20 protein-coding genes and 1 tRNA gene are annotated in these 18,068 nt (G+C 72.0%); 14 read left to right on the forward strand and 7 right to left on the reverse strand.

Annotated elements, in window-relative coordinates:
• Positions 1 to 61: 61 nt before the first annotated feature.
• The 7 genes from clpS (at position 62) to ACFVU7_RS26290 (ending at position 4,960) form a co-directional block, all read left to right on the forward strand.
• Positions 62 to 355, forward strand: a complete 294-nt coding sequence (gene clpS / locus ACFVU7_RS26260) for an ATP-dependent Clp protease adapter ClpS (RefSeq protein ID WP_049654313.1) — start codon at positions 62 to 64, stop codon at positions 353 to 355.
• A 92-nt stretch (positions 356 to 447) separates the two neighbouring features.
• On the forward strand, positions 448 to 1,020 hold the full coding sequence (locus ACFVU7_RS26265) for a DUF2017 domain-containing protein (protein ID WP_375874761.1): 573 nt from the start codon (positions 448 to 450) through the stop codon (positions 1,018 to 1,020).
• A gap of 255 nt (positions 1,021 to 1,275) precedes the next feature.
• Positions 1,276 to 2,775 (forward strand): amino acid permease, encoded by a 1,500-nt coding sequence (locus ACFVU7_RS26270; protein ID WP_241853104.1) that lies wholly within the window; start codon positions 1,276 to 1,278, stop codon positions 2,773 to 2,775.
• Positions 2,776 to 2,828: 53 nt separating this feature from the next.
• Positions 2,829 to 3,260 (forward strand): Mov34/MPN/PAD-1 family protein, encoded by a 432-nt coding sequence (locus ACFVU7_RS26275; protein WP_074005046.1) that lies wholly within the window; start codon positions 2,829 to 2,831, stop codon positions 3,258 to 3,260.
• Between the two features lie 138 nt (positions 3,261 to 3,398).
• On the forward strand, positions 3,399 to 3,518 hold the full coding sequence (locus ACFVU7_RS26280) for a putative leader peptide (RefSeq protein ID WP_310593142.1): 120 nt from the start codon (positions 3,399 to 3,401) through the stop codon (positions 3,516 to 3,518).
• 118 nt (positions 3,519 to 3,636) lie between these two features.
• Complete coding sequence (locus ACFVU7_RS26285; RefSeq protein WP_030242903.1) at positions 3,637 to 3,915, forward strand: MoaD/ThiS family protein; 279 nt, start codon at positions 3,637 to 3,639, stop codon at positions 3,913 to 3,915.
• A 76-nt stretch (positions 3,916 to 3,991) separates the two neighbouring features.
• Positions 3,992 to 4,960 (forward strand): PLP-dependent cysteine synthase family protein, encoded by a 969-nt coding sequence (locus ACFVU7_RS26290; RefSeq protein WP_049654320.1) that lies wholly within the window; start codon positions 3,992 to 3,994, stop codon positions 4,958 to 4,960.
• Positions 4,961 to 4,963: 3 nt separating this feature from the next.
• Here ACFVU7_RS26290 and ACFVU7_RS26295 read toward each other — a convergent pair whose 3' ends face one another.
• Positions 4,964 to 5,413: a type II toxin-antitoxin system PemK/MazF family toxin gene (locus ACFVU7_RS26295; RefSeq protein ID WP_388047546.1), complete on the reverse strand. Its 450-nt coding sequence runs from the start codon at positions 5,411 to 5,413 to the stop codon at positions 4,964 to 4,966.
• A gap of 198 nt (positions 5,414 to 5,611) precedes the next feature.
• On the opposite strand from ACFVU7_RS26295, the gene ACFVU7_RS26300 reads away from it, so the two are divergent.
• The 3 genes from ACFVU7_RS26300 (at position 5,612) to ACFVU7_RS26310 (ending at position 8,359) form a co-directional block, all read left to right on the forward strand.
• The gene (locus ACFVU7_RS26300) at positions 5,612 to 5,803 is read left to right on the forward strand and encodes a MarR family transcriptional regulator (RefSeq protein ID WP_079272642.1); all 192 of its coding nucleotides are present in this window, start codon (positions 5,612 to 5,614) and stop codon (positions 5,801 to 5,803) included.
• A gap of 246 nt (positions 5,804 to 6,049) precedes the next feature.
• Entirely contained in the window at positions 6,050 to 6,796 is a 747-nt protein-coding gene (locus tag ACFVU7_RS26305; protein WP_074005047.1) for an MBL fold metallo-hydrolase, read from the forward strand.
• Between the two features lie 240 nt (positions 6,797 to 7,036).
• On the forward strand, positions 7,037 to 8,359 hold the full coding sequence (locus tag ACFVU7_RS26310; protein ID WP_388047414.1) for an LAETG motif-containing sortase-dependent surface protein: 1,323 nt from the start codon (positions 7,037 to 7,039) through the stop codon (positions 8,357 to 8,359).
• 50 nt (positions 8,360 to 8,409) lie between these two features.
• On the opposite strand, the gene ACFVU7_RS26315 is transcribed toward ACFVU7_RS26310, so the two are convergent.
• From ACFVU7_RS26315 to ACFVU7_RS26330, 4 genes are all read right to left on the reverse strand, one after another.
• Positions 8,410 to 9,696, reverse strand: coding sequence for an LLM class flavin-dependent oxidoreductase (locus ACFVU7_RS26315; protein ID WP_388047416.1), 1,287 nt, complete (start codon positions 9,694 to 9,696; stop codon positions 8,410 to 8,412).
• Positions 9,693 to 10,766, reverse strand: a complete 1,074-nt coding sequence (locus ACFVU7_RS26320; RefSeq protein WP_388047418.1) for an LLM class flavin-dependent oxidoreductase — start codon at positions 10,764 to 10,766, stop codon at positions 9,693 to 9,695. Before ACFVU7_RS26320 ends, ACFVU7_RS26315 begins: the two co-directional genes overlap by 4 nt.
• 475 nt (positions 10,767 to 11,241) lie before the next feature.
• On the reverse strand, positions 11,242 to 12,519 hold the full coding sequence (locus tag ACFVU7_RS26325; protein ID WP_049655708.1) for a PTS transporter subunit EIIC: 1,278 nt from the start codon (positions 12,517 to 12,519) through the stop codon (positions 11,242 to 11,244).
• A gap of 386 nt (positions 12,520 to 12,905) precedes the next feature.
• Positions 12,906 to 14,195, reverse strand: a complete 1,290-nt coding sequence (locus tag ACFVU7_RS26330; RefSeq protein ID WP_049655706.1) for a PTS transporter subunit EIIC — start codon at positions 14,193 to 14,195, stop codon at positions 12,906 to 12,908.
• Positions 14,196 to 14,592: 397 nt separating this feature from the next.
• Between ACFVU7_RS26330 and ACFVU7_RS26335 the strand changes: the two genes are divergently transcribed.
• The 4 genes from ACFVU7_RS26335 (at position 14,593) to rdgB (ending at position 16,977) form a co-directional block, all read left to right on the forward strand.
• A complete protein-coding gene (locus tag ACFVU7_RS26335; protein ID WP_030060521.1) occupies positions 14,593 to 14,826 on the forward strand; it encodes a glucose PTS transporter subunit EIIB in 234 nt (77 codons plus the stop codon).
• Positions 14,827 to 14,955: 129 nt separating this feature from the next.
• Complete coding sequence (rph, locus tag ACFVU7_RS26340) at positions 14,956 to 15,681, forward strand: ribonuclease PH (RefSeq protein WP_049655704.1); 726 nt, start codon at positions 14,956 to 14,958, stop codon at positions 15,679 to 15,681.
• A 269-nt stretch (positions 15,682 to 15,950) separates the two neighbouring features.
• Positions 15,951 to 16,340, forward strand: coding sequence for a hypothetical protein (locus ACFVU7_RS26345; RefSeq protein ID WP_049655703.1), 390 nt, complete (start codon positions 15,951 to 15,953; stop codon positions 16,338 to 16,340).
• Positions 16,341 to 16,371: 31 nt separating this feature from the next.
• Complete coding sequence (rdgB, locus tag ACFVU7_RS26350) at positions 16,372 to 16,977, forward strand: RdgB/HAM1 family non-canonical purine NTP pyrophosphatase (RefSeq protein WP_388047420.1); 606 nt, start codon at positions 16,372 to 16,374, stop codon at positions 16,975 to 16,977.
• A gap of 63 nt (positions 16,978 to 17,040) precedes the next feature.
• On the opposite strand, the gene ACFVU7_RS26355 is transcribed toward rdgB, so the two are convergent.
• Together ACFVU7_RS26355 and ACFVU7_RS26360 are read right to left on the reverse strand one after the other, a co-directional pair.
• Positions 17,041 to 17,118 (reverse strand) — tRNA-Leu (locus ACFVU7_RS26355).
• 14 nt (positions 17,119 to 17,132) lie between these two features.
• Positions 17,133 to 17,969 (reverse strand): HNH endonuclease signature motif containing protein, encoded by an 837-nt coding sequence (locus ACFVU7_RS26360; RefSeq protein ID WP_063780269.1) that lies wholly within the window; start codon positions 17,967 to 17,969, stop codon positions 17,133 to 17,135.
• Positions 17,970 to 18,068 lie beyond the last annotated feature (99 nt).

The following is an 18,068-nucleotide window of genomic DNA, read 5'->3' on the forward strand; positions in this document are numbered from 1 at the left end:
CCCCGGATGGCAGCATGGGGCATGAGTGGTTACGGACGACTGTGCAGCGAGGAGGACCGGGGTGAGCGTCGCGCCCGTGGAGATCGAGCGCCCGGAGGTCGAGGGGGTGCCGGTGACCGAGCCGGACACGCCCTGGGTGACCATCGTGCACAACGACCCGGTCAATCTGATGAGCTACGTCCAGTACGTCTTCCAGGCCTACTTCGGCTACCCGAAGGACAAGGCCCGGAAGCTGATGATGGACGTCCACACCAAGGGCCGGGCGGTGGTCTCCAGCGGTTCCCGCGAGGAGATGGAGCGCGACGTCCAGGCGATGCACGGCTACGGCCTCTGGGCGACGCTGCAGCACGACTGACACCGAGCCGACTGACGCCGAGCCGACTGACACCGGGCCGACCGGCGCCGGCCGTACGACCGAAGACGACGAAGACGGGCTGACCGATACAGATGGCTGGGTTGTTCGAGAGCGCCGGCAGTGGTGGCGCGGCGATCGCGCTGGACGAGTGGGAGGCCTCCATCCTGCGCTCGCTGGAAGTGCAGGTGCTGGAGCTGATCGGCCCCGGTCCGGGCGGGGAGGGCGACGACCCGCTGGCCGCGCTGTTCGCCGAGGGCCCGACCGAGGCGCCCGCCGACCCGGTGCTGGCCCGGTTCTTCCCGGACGCCTACAGCGACCCGGAGGAGCCGGCGGACGAGGAGGCCGAGGTCGCGTCCGGGGAGTTCCGCCGTTTCACCGAGCTGGACCTGCGGGCCCGCAAGCGGGACGACGCGCTGTTCGTCGTCCGGGCGCTGGACGGGCTCGGCGGCGGCGGGGTGCTCAAGCTGGCCGCGCCGGACTGCCTGCGCTGGCTGGGCGCGCTGAACGACCTGCGGCTGGCCGTCGGCGTCCGGCTGGAGGTCACCGAGGACGACGAGGACGGCCTCTACGAGCTGCCCGACGAGGACGAGCGCAAGCCGCTGGTGATGGCGTACCTGTGGCTGGGCGCGCTGCAGGAGTCGCTGTTGGAGGCGATGGCGGACTGACCTGCGCGGACCGCTCCGCGGGGGTAGCCGTATACGCACCGTGTCGCACGGATCGCCCTGCGGGGTCGATCCTGCCCGATTCCGGGCAAGCCCCGGCCGTTTTGTCCAGAATATGGACGATCAGCCGGGGCTTTTCCCATCAAAACGGGACAGAACATACCAGGTCATGCTCAAATAACGCTCAGATGGACGCCGCTATCCGAACCCTGCGTGGTACGACTTCTCCACCCCCGAGACCGACCAGGACGGTGCACAGTGGCCGAGAAGTTGTACGACGAAAGGGTCGATACTCCACCGGATGCGGAGGGCTACGAGCGCGGGCTCGGCAGCCGCCAGATCCAGATGATCGCGATCGGCGGTGCGATCGGCACCGGTCTGTTCCTCGGCGCGGGCACCGCGATCTCCCGCTCCGGTCCCAGTCTGATCCTCTCCTACGCCGTCGCCGGCCTGGTGATCTTCGTGATCATGCGGGCGCTCGGTGAACTGCTCACCTACCGCCCGGTCTCCGGCAGCTTCGCCGAGTACGCCCGGGAGTTCCTCGGTCCCTTCGCCGGCTACGTGACCGGCTGGACGTACTGGCTGTTCTGGGTCGTCACCGGCATGGCGGAGACCACCGCCGCCGCCGTCTACGTGCGGTTCTGGGCGCCCGGCATACCGCAGTGGGCCAGCGCGCTGACCTTCCTGGTCCTGCTCTACGCGGCCAACCTGATCTCGGTGAAGCTGTTCGGCGAGATCGAGTTCTGGTTCTCCATGGTCAAGGTCACCGCCATCATCGGCATGATCCTGATCGGCGTCGGCGTGCTGACCCTGGGCTTCAGCAAGGCCGGTGACACCGCGTCACTCGGCCACCTCTGGCAGGACGGCGGCTTCTTCCCCGAGGGCATCGGCTCCACCGTGATGACCCTTCAGATCGTCATGTTCGCCTACCTGGGCGTCGAACTCGTCGGCGTCACCGCGGGCGAGAGCGAGAACCCCGAGAAGACCCTGCCGCGGGCCATCAACACCCTGCCCTGGCGGATCATGCTGTTCTACATCGGCGCCCTGGTGGTCATCCTCTCGCTCGTGCCGTGGACCGAATTCCGGCCCGGCGTCAGCCCGTTCGTCGCCGCCTTCGGCAAGATCGGCATCCCGGCGGCGGCCGGCATCATCAACTTCGTGGTGCTCACCGCCGCGCTTTCCTCCTGCAACTCCGGGATGTACTCCACCGGCCGCATGCTGCGCGACCTCGCGCTGCGCGGGCAGGCCCCGGGACGGCTCACCAGGCTCAACTCCCGCCGCACCCCGGCCTTCGCGATCACCGTCTCCTGTCTGCTGATGGGCATCGGCGTGGTGCTCAACGGCGTCGTCCCGGCGCGGGCGTTCGAGTACATCACCTCGGTCGCCACGGTCTGCGGCCTGTGGACCTGGGCGATGATCCTGATCTCCCAGATCCGCTACCGCCGGGCCTGGCGGGCCGGCCACCTGCCGCCGCCCACCTTCAAGGCGCCCGGCGGCACCTGGGTCAGCGGGGCCGCGCTCGCCTTCCTCGCGGTGGTCGTGGTGCTGATCGCGCTGGACCGGGACAACCGGATCTCGCTGTTCGTCTTCCCGGTCTGGGCCCTGCTGCTGGTCGGCGGCTACCAGGTGCTCAAGCGCCGCGACCCGCAGGCCGTCCTCGGCGCCGCGCCGGACGGGGCGCCCGCCCCCACCGGGAACGCCTCCACCGGGAACACCCTCGACGGGAACGCCCTCGACGGGAACGTGGACGCCCGCTGACCGAGCCTCGGACACCCGGCGGACGGCCGCCGGGGCGTGGCTATCCTGACCGCATGCTGACCATCACCCGAGAACTCCGCGACCGGATCGTGGCCCACGCCCGCGCCGACCACCCGGACGAGGCCTGCGGCGTGGTCGCCGGACCGGCCGGCAGCGGCCGGCCCGAGCGGTTCGTCCCGATGCTCAACGCGGCCCGCTCGCCCACCTTCTACGAGTTCGACTCGGGCGACCTGCTCAAGCTCTACCGCGAGATGGACGACCGGGACGAGGAGCCGGTGATCGTCTACCACTCGCACACCGCCACCGAGGCCTATCCCTCCCGCACCGACGTGAGCTACGCCTCCGAGCCGTTCGCCCACTACGTCCTGGTCTCCACCGCCGAGGGCAACGGCGAGGAGGACCCCTACCAGTTCCGCTCGTTCCGCATCGTGGACGGCGAGATCACAGAGGAAGACGTGCAGGTCGTCGAGGCCTACCCGGTGTGACCGGTACCGGTGCGGACCCGGCCCGCCGACCCCTCCGAGGGGGCGGCGGGCCGCCGTCGTCTCAGCCCTGGGAACGGGAACATCCGGATCCCGAGACGGGCATGTCGAAGCGAGCCCGGGAATCTATACGATGAGCCCATGCGTTCCGTCGATGTGAGCACCCAGGCCCCGGGCACCCGCCTCGTGGCGCGCCTGCACATCGACCTGTGCCGGCACGCCGGTGCGATCTGTCCCGGCACGCCCGCGCGCTCGCGCTGAGAGCCGCTTCACCACCTCACCCGGGCCCGCCGCCCCGCGGCGACGCCGGGCCCCGGGCGCCCGCCCCGCCGCGTCCGCCGCGGCCCACCCACTCCACGACTCGCACAGGAGCGCACCCATGGCCATCGAGGTCCGCATCCCGACCATCCTCCGCACCTACACCGACGGCGCCAAGGCCGTCGAGGGCAACGGCAGCAACCTCGGGGAACTCTTCACCGACCTCGACGCCCGCCACCCGGGCATCGCCGCCCGCCTGGTCGAGGGCGGCGAGCTGCGCCGCTTCGTCAACGTCTACCTGAACGACGAGGACGTCCGCTTCCTGGAGGGCATCTCCACCGCCCTCGCCGACGGCGACAGCGTCACCATCCTGCCCGCCGTGGCCGGCGGCGCCCGCTAGCGTTGACCGGTTCCCCCGTCGCCACGGCGGGGGAACCATCCCTCTCCACCCTCACCGCCGTGGCCGGAGGCCTCCCTTGCGTTACGACAGTCCGCTCGAAGCCGTCGGCAACACCCCGCTGGTCCGCCTGCCGCGGCTGTCCGCCGCCGTCCCCGGCAACGCCGACGGCCTGGTGACCCTCTGGGCCAAGCTGGAGGACCGCAACCCCACCGGCTCGATCAAGGACCGCCCGGCCCTGCACATGATCGAGCGCGCCGAGGCCGACGGCCGGCTCACCCCCGGCTGCACCGTCCTGGAGCCCACCAGCGGCAACACCGGCATCTCGCTGGCCATGGCCGCCAAGCTCAAGGGCTACCGGATGGTCTGCGTGATGCCCGAGAACACCAGCGAGGAGCGGCGCGAGCTGCTGCGCATGTGGGGCGCCGAGATCATCCCGTCCCCGGCCGCTGGCGGCTCCAACACCGCCGTCCGGATGGCCAAGGAGATCGCCGCCGAGCACCCCGACTGGGTCATGCTCTACCAGTACGGCAACCCCGACAACGCCGGCGCCCACTACACCGGCACCGGCCCCGAGATCCTCGCCGACCTGCCGACCGTCACCCACTTCGTGGCCGGCCTCGGCACCACCGGCACCCTGATGGGCGTCGGCCGCTACCTGCGCGAGAAGGTCCCCGGCGTGAGGATCGTCGCCGCCGAGCCGCGCTACGACGACCTCGTGTACGGGCTGCGCAACCTGGACGAGGGCTTCGTCCCCGAGCTGTACGACGCCGAGGTGCTCACCACCCGGTTCTCGGTCGGCTCCGCGGACGCCGTCCGCCGCACCCGTGAACTCCTCCAGCAGGAGGGCATCTTCGCGGGCGTCTCGACCGGCGCCATCCTGCACGCGGCGATCGGCGTCGGCCGCAAGGCGGCGGCGGCCGGCGAGCGCGCGGACATCGTCTTCGTGGTCGCGGACGGCGGTTGGAAGTACCTCTCCACCGGCATCTACACCGCCGAGTCCACCGAGGCCGCGGTCGAGGCGCTGCAGGGCCAGCTCTGGGCGTAGGGCCTATCCGCCCTGCAACACCTTCCGCGCCCGGGCCCAGACCTGCCGGTCCACCGTGCCGGCCCGGCGGCGGAAGTCCGCCAGCGGCACCTCGCGCAGCTCGTCGGTCTCCAGCCAGCTGGCCCGGCCCTGCCGGTCGCCCACCACGCCGGGCGGCAGCGGCAGCACGCCCGGGCGCTCCGCGTGGTGCTTGCTGGTGATCTTCGCGACGGTGGCGGTCCGGCCGCGCACCCGCAGCACCAGGCACGGGCGGTCCTTGGAACCGGGGCCGTCCTCGAACGGCACCAGCGCCCACCAGACCTCCTGCGGCCGCGGGCCGGCCCCCGTCCGCGGTCGCGGACCGGCCGGCCCGGACGGACGCGGCGCCGGACGGGTGCGCCGCACCAGCGCCGCCGCGGCGGCGGCCAGCAGCGCGACGCCCAGCAGCGACAGGACGAGCCAGGTAGCGGTCATGCCGTTCATGCGGCGAACCGTACCGGGCCGGGGGTGAACGCCACCACCGCGACGGCCGGACACCCGTCCGGGCATTTGTCCGCGCATTGCTCCCGGTTCGTCACGGAACTGCCACAATGCCCGTTCTGCGCCCGGAGCCCCGGCCGTCCCGGCAAGGCTGCGTCACGAACGTCCGCCCCCGTCCCCCGGAGGTGCCCCGTGGCCCGTGGCCCCGAGCTGTGGTCCTACGCCGAGATCGCCCGCCACATCAACGTCCGGCGCGAGACCGTCCGCAGCTACCGGAGGCACCGGCTGCTGCCCGATCCGGACGTGATCGACGGCAGCGGCCACCCGCGGTGGTACCCGTTCACCATCCGCAGCTGGGCCCGCAACCGGCCCCGCCGCCGCTGATCCCCCGGCCCGTCAACCGCCCGCGCCCCCGCCCCGGGCGTTCTGGTGATTCCGCCCACAGCCCGGCACGGGGACGGGGGCAAAGTGCCGCTCCGCCCTTACCCTCGACACACCAACGCAGTGCTACCGGCCGGTCCACCGGGCCCGGCCTGCCGTTTTCCATGCTGTTTTCCACGCTGTGCCCGTGGAGGACGGCGATGCCGTTTTCCAGCAGCAGCCAGGATGTGTCGGGGCGGAGGGGCTCGGATGAAACTGACCGTGGTGGGGTGCTCGGGGAGCTTCCCGGCCGCCGACTCGCCCTGCTCCAGCTACCTGGTCGAGGCCGAGGGCTACCGCGTCGTCCTCGACCTCGGCAACGGAGCCCTCGGCGCCCTCCAGAAGTACACCGGCCTCTACGACGTCGACGCCGTCCTGCTCAGCCACCTGCACGCCGACCACTGCGTCGACCTGTGCGCCTACTGGGTGGCCCGCAACTACCGCGCCGAGGGCTGCCCCGAACTGCTGCCCGTGTACGGCCCGGCCGGCACCGCCGAGCGGCTCGCCCGCGCCTACGACATGCCGGAGAACCCCGGCATGAAGGAGGTGTTCGAGTTCCGCACCCTCACCCCCGGCGGCTTCCGGCTCGGCCCGTTCCGGATCGACGTCGCCCAGGTCAACCACCCCGTCGACGCCTTCGCCTTCCGGCTGGAGCACGACGGCCGCTCGCTGGTCTACAGCGGGGACACCGGCGAGAGCGCCGAACTCGTCGAACTCGCCCGCGACACCGACCTCTTCCTCTGCGAGGCCGCGTACATCGACGGGCGCGACACCTACCAGGCCGTCCACCTCAACGGCCGCGAGGCCGGCGAGCACGCCGCCGCGGCCCGCGCCCGCCGGCTCGTCCTGACCCACATCCCCCCGTGGACCGACGCCGAGCACAACCGGCGGGACGCCGCGGCCGCCTACCCCGGGCCGGTCGAGGTCGCCCGGGCCGGCGCGGTGTACGAGGTCTGAGAGCGGGCCGGCGAGGCCTGAGAGTGGGCCGGCGAGGTCGGGCGGGATTCCCGGAAAAATGCTTCGGGACGACCCGCAACCTCCGCGCCCCCCGCACGTCCTTGTGAGTGAGCGGCGGGAAACGCCGCCGGAACGGCCGGCCCGTCGGGCACGGACGCGATCACACTACTCATCAGGCCCGCTTCGTGCTGCCCGGATCCGGTCGTACCGGTCCGGGACGGATATCCAGGGGGAAATCCCATGCGCAAGACCAACCGTGCCCTGAACCGGGCCCGCCGGCTCACCCCGGCGCTGGCGCTGACCGCCGCGCTGCTCGCCGGCGGCGCCGTGACCGCGGCCCCGGCCTTCGCCGCCGCCGGGCCGCTCAGCCTCACCGTGCACACCCCGGCGGTGGTCGGCTTCGCGGGCGGGCCGGTCGAGTTCACCGAACACCTCGGCAACCCGGGTGACCAGGGCACCTCCGTCGTGCTGGACTTCGAGATCGAGAGCGACCTCGGGACGCCGCCGAACGCCCTGAGCCTCGACTACTTCAGCGACCTGACCGGCGGCTGGCTGCCGGTGGAGCTGACGGAGCGCCCCGGGGCGGACAAGGTGGTCAACGCGGGCGGCACCGGCAAGGTCGTGGTCCCGGCGGGCGGCACCGACGTCCGGCTGCGGCTCGGCGTGCCGATGGGCAGGCCCCACGACGGGGCCACCAACGGCGGCACCGGCCCGAGCCTCACCTTCCGCACCGGCGTCAAGGGCTGGTCGCAGGACTCCCCGGTCGAGCCGCCGCTCACCGACAGCCACGTGGTCAAGGTGGAGGGGATCAGCAACGGCGTGTCCGGGGTCCCGGCCGAGGTCGTCGCGGGCGGCGAGCCCGTCGAGTTCGACGCGGTGCTCTCGAACCCGACGCCGTCCGCCTACACCAACCTCGGCAACGTGCTGTTCACCGACCGCCTCGCCAAGGTCGAGGTCCGCGGCGCCGACGGGAAGTGGACCACCGTGCCGGGCGTCACGGCCCCGGCGGAGCCCGTGGCGGGCCACTACCTGGACGGTCGCAACTCCTCGGCGGCGCCCCAGAGTTCGACCACCCGGCGGGTCCGGGTCAGCTACCCCGCCGACAGCCCGCTGGGCAGGACGGCGCTGAACCCCTGCGTGTTCGTCAACGAGGGTGAGGAGATGCCCTTCCGGGGCACCACCATGTGCTCGCAGGGCGCCACCACCGAGGTCGTCGCCCCCGCGCCGAAGCCCTCCCCGACCGGCACCCACAAGGCCGGCGAGCCCTCGACCGGGCCGGCCGGCTCCGACGGCTCGCAGCCGAAGCCGGACGGCGGCGCGGGCGTCGCCCAGCCGGCCGGCGACACCACCACGGCGCCGGCCGCCCCCGCTCCGGCCGCTTCGCAGCCCGCCGTGTTGTCCGCGGACAACGTTCCCGCCGCGGCCGCCCGGCCGGTGGACGCGAACCTGGCCTCCACCGGTGCGGACAGCGACCGGACCGGCCTGATCGCGGGCGTCGGCGCGCTGCTGGTCGGCGCCGGTGCGGGGGCCTTCGTGCTGATCCGCCGCCGCCGCACCGGCTGACCGCGCACGGCCGTGCCGTCGGCGCTCGCTGTACGGCCGACGGCGTACGGCTAGCGCAGGCCGGGGACGGGCAGCCCGAGGTGGTCCCGCAGGGTGGGGCCGGTGTAGTCGGTGCGGAACACCCCGCGCTCCTGGAGCAGCGGGACCACGCGGTCGACGAACTCGTCCAGGCCGCCCGGGGTGAGGTGCGGAACGAGGATGAAGCCGTCGGCCGCGTCGCTCTGCACGAAGCGGTCGATCTCGGCGGCGACGGTGGCGGGCGCGCCGATGAAGGACTGCCGGCCGGTCAGCTCGATCACCAGTTCGCGGCTGGTCAGCCTCTTCTCCGCGGCCACCGCCCGCCACCGTTCGGCGACGGCCACCGGGTCGGCGTGCCGGACCCGGCCCTGGACCAGGCCGCTGTCCGGGTCGGGGTCGACGGCCGGCAGCGGTCCGTCCGGGTCGTGGTCGGACAGGTCGACGCCCCAGACCTGCTCCAGGAAGGCGATCGCGGTCTGCGGGCCCACCTGGGCCCGGCGGATCTCCCGGGCCCGTTCGTCCGCCTCGGCGTCGGTGTCGCCGAGGACGAAGGTGACCCCGGGCATGATCTTCAGCTCGTCCGGCTTGCGGCCGTACGCGGCGAGCCGGCGCTTGACGTCGGCGTGGAAGGCCTGGCCGTCGGCGAGGGTGGAGTGCCGGGAGAAGACCACGTCGGCGGCGGCGGCCGCGAACTCGCGCCCCTCGTCGGAGTCCCCGGCCTGGATCACCACCGGGTGGCCCTGCGGCGGCCGCGGCAGCGAGAGCCGGCCCTCGACCTCGAACTGCGGGCCGGAGTGCCGGACGGGTTCCTCCCCGGCGTCCCAGAACTCCCGTGCCAGCTGGACGGATTCGGCGGCCCGGGTGTAGCGGTCGGCGCGGTCCAGGTACCCGCCGCGGCGGAAGTTCTCCCCGGTGAAGGCGTCCGAGGAGGTGACCACGTTCCAGGCCGCGCGGCCGCCGGAGAGGTGGTCCAGCGAGGCGAAGCGGCGGGCCAGTTCGTACGGCTCGTTGAAGGTCGCGTTGACGGTGGCGGCCAGGCCGAGCCGTTCGGTGACGGCGGCCAGCGCGTTCAGCACGGTGATCGACTCGGGGCGGCCGACCACGTCGAGGTCGTGGATGAGGCCCTTGGTCTCGCGCAGCCGTAGGCCCTCGGCGAGGAAGAAGAAGTCGAACTTCCCGCGCTCGGCGGTCTGCGCGAGGTGGCGGAAGGAGGAGAACTCGATGTGGCTGCCGGCGGCCGGGTCGCTCCACACCGTGGTGTTGTTGACGCCGGGGAAGTGCGCGGCGAGGTGGATCTGCTTGAGCGGTCGGTCCGTCATCGGGTCACCTCGGCGAGGGCGGGAGCGGCGGTGGAGGCGGGGGAGGCAGGGGAGCCGTCGGCGGGGCGGGCGGCGTAGCGGCTGGCCGGGCGGGCCAGGCCGAGGTGGTCGCGCAGGGTGCGGCCGGTGTACCTGGTGCGCAGCAGTCCGGCGGCGCGCAGGGCGGGGGCGATCCGGTCGGCCAGCGCGGCGAGGTCGCGCGACGGGTCGGCGGGGGAGAGGTGGAAGCCGTCGACGCCGGTGCCGGGCGCGGTGAGCTCGGCGAGCAGCCGCTCGTCGGCGGCCCGGTCGGGCAGGGCGGACAGGGCGGCGTCGAGCCGGGCGAGGACGCGCAGGTTCTCGCCGGCCCGCAGCCGCAGTTCGGTGGCGGCGGTCAGCCGGGTGGCGCGGTCGGGGGCGTCGAGCAGGACGACGTCGGCGTGCCGGATCGCGGCGTCGACCCGGGCCCGCCCGCCGGGGGAGGCGTCCGGCGCGAGGTCGGCGGCGGCGACGGGCACCACGACCACCGGGCGGCCCTGCGGCGGGCGCGGGGTGATGGACGGGCCGCGGACGGAGAAGCGCGGGCCCTCGAAGTCGATGTAGTGCAGCTTGTCGCGGTCGATGAACCGTCCGGTGGCGGTGTCGCGGATCTCCGCGTCGTCCTCCCAGCTGTCCCAGAGCCGGGTAGCCACCTCGACGGCGTCGGCGGCCTCGGCCCACAGCTCGTCCTCGGCGGCGACGGGGCGGCGGCCGAAGGCCCGCGCCTCGGCCTCGGTCGTGGAGACGCCGACCAGCCAGCCGGCCCGGCCCTCGCTCACCCAGTCCAGGGTGTTGACCGAGATCGAGGTGTGGAAGGGCTCGGTGTGGGTGGTGGTGACGGTCGGCACCAGCCCGACCCGGCCGGTCAGCGGGGCGGTCCGGGCGAGGGCGGCGAGCGCGTCGGGGCGGCTCGGCTCGGCGGCGAAGGAGTCGTCGAGGGTGACGAAGTCCAGGGTGGCCCGCTCGGCGAGGCGGGCGAGGGCGGTGTAGTGCCCGGCGTCGAGACGGCCGGGGCTGTCGAGGGCTGCGGACAGGTGCAACTGGCGGGGCATGGTGAGCCTGGCTTCCTCGTGCGGACGCGTGCGGGCACCGGCGCGCCCGTACGGGGACACGGGTGCGCGGGGGCGCGCCGGAGCGCGGTGGCGGCCCGCGGGCGGAGCCCGTACGGGCGGGGGAGGGAGGACCGGCGCCGGGCGGGACGTCAGCCGGGCGGCGGTGGGGGAACGGTCAACTCAGCCGCGACACGCCGCGGACCACACGCGACCGAAGTCGATGTGGCTGCGGGTGACCAGCGGGCACGAGGCGTTCACCGCTTCAGTTGACCAGGGCGTCCGGCGGTTCGTCAACCGTCGTTTCCGCCCGCCGGAGCCCGCCTGAGCCCGCCGGAGCCGCGTGGGAGTCCGGCGGGAGTCCGGTCGGGGACCCGCCGGAGCCGCGCGGGCGCGCCCGGGTACGCCGAAGGCCCCGCCCCGCCGCTGGGGGAGCAGCGGCGGGGCGGGGCCTCGGGAGCGGGCGGTGACTCGGGCGTCAGGCCTTGGTGACGTCCTCGATCTCGTCGTCGTCCTCGCGACCGGGGGTCTTGAGGTCGAACTTGGTGATCGCGAAGCGGAAGAGGAAGTAGTAGACCGCGGCGAAGGCCAGGCCGAGCGGGATGATCATCCACGGGTCGGTGGCCTTGTTCCAGGCCAGCGCGTAGTCGATCAGGCCGCCGGAGAAGGTGAAGCCGTCGTGCACGCCGAGCGCCCAGGTGACGGTCATCGAGACGGCGGTGAGCAGCGCGTGGATGACGTACAGGACCGGGGCGATGAAGACGAAGGCGAACTCGATCGGCTCGGTGACACCGGTCACGAAGGAGGTCAGGGCCAGCGAGACCATCATGCCGGTGACGGCCTTGCGGCGGTGCGCCTTGGCGGCGTGGGCGATGGCCAGCGCGGCGGCGGGCAGCGCGAACATCATGATCGGGTAGAAGCCCGACATGAACTGTCCGGCGGTCGGGTCGCCGGCGAAGAAGCGGGTCAGGTCGCCGTGCACGACGGTGCCGTCGGGCTTGGTGAAGTCACCGGTCTGGAACCAGGCGTAGGAGTTCACGAACTGGTGCATGCCGACCGGCAGCAGACCGCGGTTGACCAGGCCGAAGGCGCCCGCACCGAACGCGCCGGCGCCGATCAGGGTGTCGTTCAGGCTCTTGATGGCGTCGCCGATCGGGCCCCAGGCCAGACCGAAGAAGACGCCGACGGCGGTGCCGACGAAGGCCATGATGATCGGGACCAGGCGGCGGCCGTTGAAGAAGCCGAGCCAGTCGACCAGCTTGGTGCGGTGGTACTTCTGCCACAGCACCGCGGCCAGTAGGCCGATCACGATGCCGCCGAGCACACCCGGGTTCTGGTAGGTGGCCGCCTCGTCCTTGCCGGGGAGGATCTTGTACTCGGTGATCGGGAACGCGGTGAGCACGTTCTTGTACACCAGGAAGCCGACCAGGGCGGCGAGGGCGGTGGAGCCGTCCGCCTTCTTGGCGTAGCCGATCGCGATACCCACCGCGAAGAGCATCGGCAGAGCGTCGAAGACCGAGGTGCCGGCGGTGTTGAACACCGCGGCGACCTTGTCCCAGCCGAGGCCGTCCTTGCCGAACACGTCGTCCTGGCCGAGACGCATCAGCAGACCGGCTGCGGGGAGCACAGCGATGGGCAGCTGGAGGCTGCGACCGATCTTCTGCAGACCCTGGAGGAGGTTCTGGCCGAACTTCTTGGCGGGGCTGGGTGAGGCCGGAGCCGTGGCGGGCGCCGGTGCCTGCGCAGACTGACTCATGGGGGTGGGTTCCTAACGGCATGGCGGTCGGTCGGGGGGAAGGCACAGGGGCCGAACCGCGAACTGGTCTACACCACACGTGGTGTAGACCAGTTTTGTAGCACGGGTGGAGAAGTCGAGGAACCCCGGAAAGCGGTGTCGCCGGGAAGCGCTATGAAATCGAAACCTACTTACCGAATGGCGATCATGGTAGCGACCGCGATTGGGATTTTGGCCGACTGCGCAACAAAATCGATTTTGGCTAATCGCGCAACAAAAGCACAGCGTGCTCCGGTGGGCCCTGCCAGGCGCGTTGGGCCCGGTCGGCCGGGCTTTCGGAAATGCCGAAGGCCCCCGGACCGGTGGTCCGGAGGCCTTTGCGGGGATAACTCGGGTGACGCCCGGGTTCAGGCCTTGGTGACGTCCTCGACCTCGGCCTCGTCCTCCCGACCGGGAGTTTTCAGGTTGAATTTGACGATGATGAACCGGAAGAGCGCGTAGTACACGACGGCGAAGCAGAGGCCGATCGGGATGATCAGCCACGGTTTGGTGGCCAGTCCCCAGTTGATCACGTAGTCGATCAGGCCGGCCGAGAAGCTGAACCCGTCGTGCACCCCGAGCCCCCAGGTCACCGCCATCGAGGCGCCGGTCAGCAGCGCGTGCACGGCGTACAGGGCCGGGGCGATGTAGGCGAAGGAGTACTCGATCGGTTCGGTGACGCCCGTCACGAAGGAGGTCAGGCCGACCGAGAGCATCAGGCCGTAGATCTCCTTGCGCCGGTGCGGCTTCGCCGAGTGCGCGATCGCGAGCGCGGCGGCCGGCAGCGCGAACATCATGATCGGGAAGAAGCCGGACTGGAACTGGCCGGCCGTCGGGTCGCCCGCCAGGAAGCGCGGGATGTCGCCGTGCACGATCGCGCCGTCCGGCCTGGTGAACTCCCCGAACTGGAACCAGACGAAGGTGTTCAGCAGCTGGTGCATGCCGATCAGCAGCAGGGCCCGGTTGAACAGGCCGAAGATGCCGGCGCCGCCCGCGCCCAGGTCGGAGAGGGTCTGCGAGAAGTCGTTCAGGCCGCGGCCGATCGGCGGCCAGACCCAGAGCGCCACCACGGCGGTCAGCATGCCGACCAGCGCGGTGATCATCGGCACCAGGCGGCGGCCGTTGAAGAAGCCGAGCCAGTCGACCAGCTTGGTGCGGTGGAACCGCACCCACAGCCAGGCCGACATCAGGCCGATCAGGATGCCGCCGAGCACCCCCGGGTTCTGGAACGTCGCGGCGGCCGCCTTCGCCGAGCTGTAGTCCACGCACTGGTCGCTGACCAGCACCGTCGGCGGCTTGCAGCTCTCCGGGAAGGCGTGCAGGACCTTGTAGTACACCAGGAAGCCGACCACGGCGGCGAGCGCCGTCGAGCCGTCCGCCTTCTTCGCCATGCCGATCGCGACGCCGATGCAGAACAGCAGCGGCAGGCCGAAGGAGGAGTCGAGCAGCGCGCCGCCGGCGGAGGCGAAGACCTTCGCGACGTTGTCCCAGCCGAGGCCGTCCTTGCCGAACACGTCCGGCTGGCCGAGGCGGTTGAGGATGCCCGCGGCGGGGAGCACCGCCACCGGGAGCTGCAGGGAGCGGCCCATCTTCTGGAGGCCGCCGTAGAAGATGTGCCATCGTTTGGCCTGCGGGGCCGTGGCGCCTGCCGAACTCATCCTTCGCCCTCCGAGAGCAGTTGCCTGCCGGGGGCCCGGCGGGACCCTCGGGCAGGGCTCGGGAACACCCGGGGCCGTTCCCGCGTTCGTCGGAGTACACATATATTGGTGTAGACCACTTGACGCAGGTCGCACTCCGGAGGCGCGAGCCCCGCTGATCGTCATCCTCGGGCGGCGATCCGGAGCCTGCCCGCCGGAATGGGCCGAAAGTGGACTAACGTGGCGGACCGGACCGGCACGGGTGATGCTGGTCGCGCCGCTCGCAGGCCGACCGCGGCCGAACCCGCGTCAGCCACCGGCACGCACCTCACCGCACGACGGTCGAGGGACACCCAGCACCAGCGCAGGACGGCACCCGGCAGAGCCGCCGAAGGGCCGAGACAGAGGGAGAAACCAGATGGCCAGCAAGGCTGAGAAGATCGTCGCCGGTCTGGGCGGCATCGACAACATCGAAGAGGTCGAGGGCTGCATCACCCGCCTGCGCACCGAGGTCAAGGACGCCTCCCTGGTCGACGAGGCCGCCCTCAAGGCCGCCGGCGCCCACGGCGTCGTGAAGATGGGCACCGCGATCCAGGTCGTCATCGGCACCGACGCCGACCCGATCGCCGCCGACATCGAGGACATGATGTGAGCTGAACCACCCAGGTTCAGCCCGCCCGGCCCGCCGACCCGCTCAGGGGGACGGCGGGCCGTGGCGCGTCCCCGCCCTCTCCGGCTCGCCTCCGGAAGCGGCCCCCCGGAGCGACTACGCTCAGTGCCTATGTCACGCATCGACGGCCGCACCCCCGACCAGCTCCGCCCGATCACCATCGAACGGGGCTGGAGCAAGCACGCCGAAGGCTCCGTCCTCATCTCCTACGGCGACACCAAGGTGCTGTGCACCGCCAGCGTCACCGAGGGCGTGCCCCGCTGGCGCAAGGGCAGCGGCGAGGGCTGGGTCACCGCCGAGTACTCCATGCTCCCGCGCGCCACCAACACCCGCGGCGACCGCGAAGCCGTCAAGGGCCGCATCGGCGGCCGCACCCACGAGATCAGCCGGCTCATCGGCCGCTCGCTGCGCGCCGTGGTCGACCACCGCGCGCTCGCCGAGAACACCATCGTCCTCGACTGCGACGTCCTCCAGGCCGACGGCGGCACCCGCACCGCCGCCATCACCGGCGCCTACGTCGCCCTGGTCGACGCCGTCGCCTGGGCCCGCGACAAGAAGCTGCTGCGCGCCAAGGGCCAGCCGATCACCGGCGGCGTCAGCGCCGTCAGCGTCGGCATCATCGACGGCGTCCCGATGCTCGACCTCCAGTACGAGGAGGACGTGCGCGCCGAGACCGACATGAACATCGTCTGCACCTCCGACGGCCGCTTCGTCGAGGTCCAGGGCACCGCCGAGGGCGCCCCGTTCGACCGCGAGCTGCTCGACCGGCTGCTCGACCTCGGCAGCCTCGGCTGCGCGGAGCTCGACGAGATCCAGCGCAAGGCCCTGGAAGGCTGAACCGGCGAGGGCCCCGCGGCCGTGGAGCGGAACGGACGGACGGTCAACCCGTGGGTGGGGACGGCCGTTCGGACCGGTACGGACGCGCGTACGGGCCGCGGGTGGGGCCGCGGGGCGAACGGCCCGCCGAAGGGTCGACCTGACGGTCGGCCTGCTGTACAGGCCGGGTCCGGAGACCGTACGGTTCCCGCAGCACCCCCGCTGCGGGAACCGCGCACCCCTCTGCGCGCGTCCCACCCCACGGAACCCGCGCCCCCCAGGAGGATCGGATGCCGTCGAGCATCGCCCGCCCCGCCGCCCTCGCCGTGGCCGGACTCATCGCGATCCTCCCGCTCAGCATGGTGAGCTGCTCCGCCGCCCAGAAGGCGCTCGACTGCGGCAACACCGCCGTGAGGATCACCGGCGACCTCGCCGACGTCACCCAGGCGTACGACAACGCGAGCAACGACTCGGCGGCCGCCGGGAAGGCCCTGCAGAAGCTCAAGAACGACCTCGACCAGGTCGGGAAGAACTCCAAGAACACCGACGTCGCCAAGGCCGTGACCGATCTGCAGAAGCAGGTCGAGAACGTGCAGCGGGCGGCGGACAGGAACGAGGTCCCGGACCTCAAGCCGCTCGGCAACGCGGCCGGCAACCTCACCTCGCTCTGCACCGGCTGACCGCCTCCGGCCACTCGGTAGGGTGGGCGATATGTCCACCCGCCTGATCCTCGCCACCCGCAACCAGCACAAGGTCACCGAGCTCCGCGCCATCCTGGCGGACGCCGGCCTGGACGTCGGACTCGTCGGCGCCGACGCCTACCCGGAGATCCCGGACGTCCCCGAGACCGGCGTCACCTTCGCCGAGAACGCCCTGCTCAAGGCCCACGCCCTGGCCCGCGCCACCGGCCTGCCCGCCGTCGCCGACGACTCCGGCCTCTGCGTGGACGTGCTGAACGGCGCGCCCGGCATCTTCTCCGCGCGCTGGTCCGGCAAGCACGGCGACGACCGCGCCAACCTCGACCTGCTGCTCGCCCAGCTCTCCGACATCGCCGAGCCGCACCGCGGCGCCCACTTCTTCTGCGCCGCCGCCCTCGCCCTCCCCGACGGCACCGAGCGCGTCGTCGAGGGCCGCCTCCTCGGCACCCTGCGCACCGCCCCGGCCGGCGACGGCGGCTTCGGCTACGACCCGATCCTCCAGCCCCTCGGCGAGACCCGCACCTGCGCGGAGCTCACCGCCGACGAGAAGAACGCCATCAGCCACCGCGGCAAGGCCTTCCGCGCCCTCGCCCCGGTCGTGAAGGACCTCATCGCCTGACGCCCCGCAGTAACGAAGATGGCCCGCTCCCCTTCGATTTGAAGGGGAGCGGGCCATCTGGCCTGGTGCGCCCGGTGGGACTCGAACCCACGACACTGCGGTTCTAAGCCGCATCTCTCTTGCCAGCTGGAGTACAGGCGCGTGCCAGGTCAAGCCTACCGGCTGTCGCGCGTGGTGGTGGCACGATTCTTCCGGCGACAGTAGGTATCGGTGATGGCATGGCAGTTCGGGCAGAGCAGCCGGAGGTTGCCCGGGCGGTTGTCCGACCAGTCGCCGTTGACGTGGTCGACCTCCAGCGTCATGGGGCGTCCTCGCCACTCCGGCCCGGTGCCGCAGTCCTCGCACAGCTCGGGTCGGCCGAGTTCGGCCAGCGCACTACGGATTCGAGCGCCGGGGATTCGCTTCGCGCTCTGGGCGCGTCGGACCAGCAGTTGATCGGCTGGGATCCGCGTCGGAGCGTGCCCGCCGCGATTGTGGGCCTGTCCGGTGAAGTGCGACGTGTCGATGCCGAGGTCCTTGATGCGCCGCCCGATGTGGGCCTGGGTGCCGCCGGCCTGTCGTCGATCGAGGTAGCGTACGACGCCGGCCACGCTGTGGGATGCGGCGACGGCCTCCTGGAGCAGTTCCTTCGTGTAGATCGTCCCGGGCGTCGGGAAGTGCGAGGCGTCGACGCCGTACGCCTTGATCCGTTGCCGCAGGTACTTGCGGTTGTACTCGTTCGGCTCGCGATCGAGCGCGAGCAGCATCTCGTCGAGCGTGGTCGCGAGGGCTGCGGCTTCGGCCAGCGCCTCCTTCGAGTACTGGCGCTGACGGTAGGAGCGGCAGCCCTGGTCGAAGTGTGCGGTGTCGATGCCGTAATGGTGGAGCCGCTTGGTGAGGTAGCTGTGTGTGCCACGCGCCATCGGGATGCCGAGCTTGCGCATCATCTCGTTCACGCTGCTCGACTCGGCGGCGAGCGAAGCCAGCAGCTCGCGGGTGTACTTGACCGGCATGATGGCCCCCAGTGCGGGCTCGTGCGGGTCCTCCCTCGGACGGGCCAACGAGCGGGGCGGGGTCGGGTTACGGGTGGCGGTGGGTTTCGGCCAGGGGGC

Origin of the sequence: Kitasatospora sp. NPDC058046 (assembly GCF_042885595.1) — a bacterium.
GTDB lineage: Bacteria > Actinomycetota > Actinomycetes > Streptomycetales > Streptomycetaceae > Kitasatospora.

What these genes read in the sequence shown, in the direction of transcription:
- ACFVU7_RS26265 (WP_375874761.1), top strand. Translation starts at nt 448, where the DNA reads ATGGCTGGGTTGTTCGAGAGCGCCGGCAGTGGTGGCGCGGCGATCGCG.
- ACFVU7_RS26275 (WP_074005046.1), top strand. Translation starts at nt 2,829, where the DNA reads ATGCTGACCATCACCCGAGAACTCCGCGACCGGATCGTGGCCCACGCC.
- ACFVU7_RS26280 (WP_310593142.1), top strand. Translation starts at nt 3,399, where the DNA reads ATGCGTTCCGTCGATGTGAGCACCCAGGCCCCGGGCACCCGCCTCGTG.
- ACFVU7_RS26285 (WP_030242903.1), top strand. Translation starts at nt 3,637, where the DNA reads ATGGCCATCGAGGTCCGCATCCCGACCATCCTCCGCACCTACACCGAC.
- ACFVU7_RS26295 (WP_388047546.1), bottom strand. Translation starts at nt 5,413, where the DNA reads ATGACCGCTACCTGGCTCGTCCTGTCGCTGCTGGGCGTCGCGCTGCTG.
- ACFVU7_RS26305 (WP_074005047.1), top strand. Translation starts at nt 6,050, where the DNA reads ATGAAACTGACCGTGGTGGGGTGCTCGGGGAGCTTCCCGGCCGCCGAC.
- ACFVU7_RS26310 (WP_388047414.1), top strand. Translation starts at nt 7,037, where the DNA reads ATGCGCAAGACCAACCGTGCCCTGAACCGGGCCCGCCGGCTCACCCCG.
- ACFVU7_RS26315 (WP_388047416.1), bottom strand. Translation starts at nt 9,696, where the DNA reads ATGACGGACCGACCGCTCAAGCAGATCCACCTCGCCGCGCACTTCCCC.
- ACFVU7_RS26320 (WP_388047418.1), bottom strand. Translation starts at nt 10,766, where the DNA reads ATGCCCCGCCAGTTGCACCTGTCCGCAGCCCTCGACAGCCCCGGCCGT.
- ACFVU7_RS26325 (WP_049655708.1), bottom strand. Translation starts at nt 12,519, where the DNA reads ATGAGTCAGTCTGCGCAGGCACCGGCGCCCGCCACGGCTCCGGCCTCA.
- ACFVU7_RS26330 (WP_049655706.1), bottom strand. Translation starts at nt 14,195, where the DNA reads ATGAGTTCGGCAGGCGCCACGGCCCCGCAGGCCAAACGATGGCACATC.
- ACFVU7_RS26335 (WP_030060521.1), top strand. Translation starts at nt 14,593, where the DNA reads ATGGCCAGCAAGGCTGAGAAGATCGTCGCCGGTCTGGGCGGCATCGAC.
- rph (WP_049655704.1), top strand. Translation starts at nt 14,956, where the DNA reads ATGTCACGCATCGACGGCCGCACCCCCGACCAGCTCCGCCCGATCACC.
- ACFVU7_RS26345 (WP_049655703.1), top strand. Translation starts at nt 15,951, where the DNA reads ATGCCGTCGAGCATCGCCCGCCCCGCCGCCCTCGCCGTGGCCGGACTC.
- rdgB (WP_388047420.1), top strand. Translation starts at nt 16,372, where the DNA reads ATGTCCACCCGCCTGATCCTCGCCACCCGCAACCAGCACAAGGTCACC.
- ACFVU7_RS26360 (WP_063780269.1), bottom strand. Translation starts at nt 17,969, where the DNA reads ATGCCGGTCAAGTACACCCGCGAGCTGCTGGCTTCGCTCGCCGCCGAG.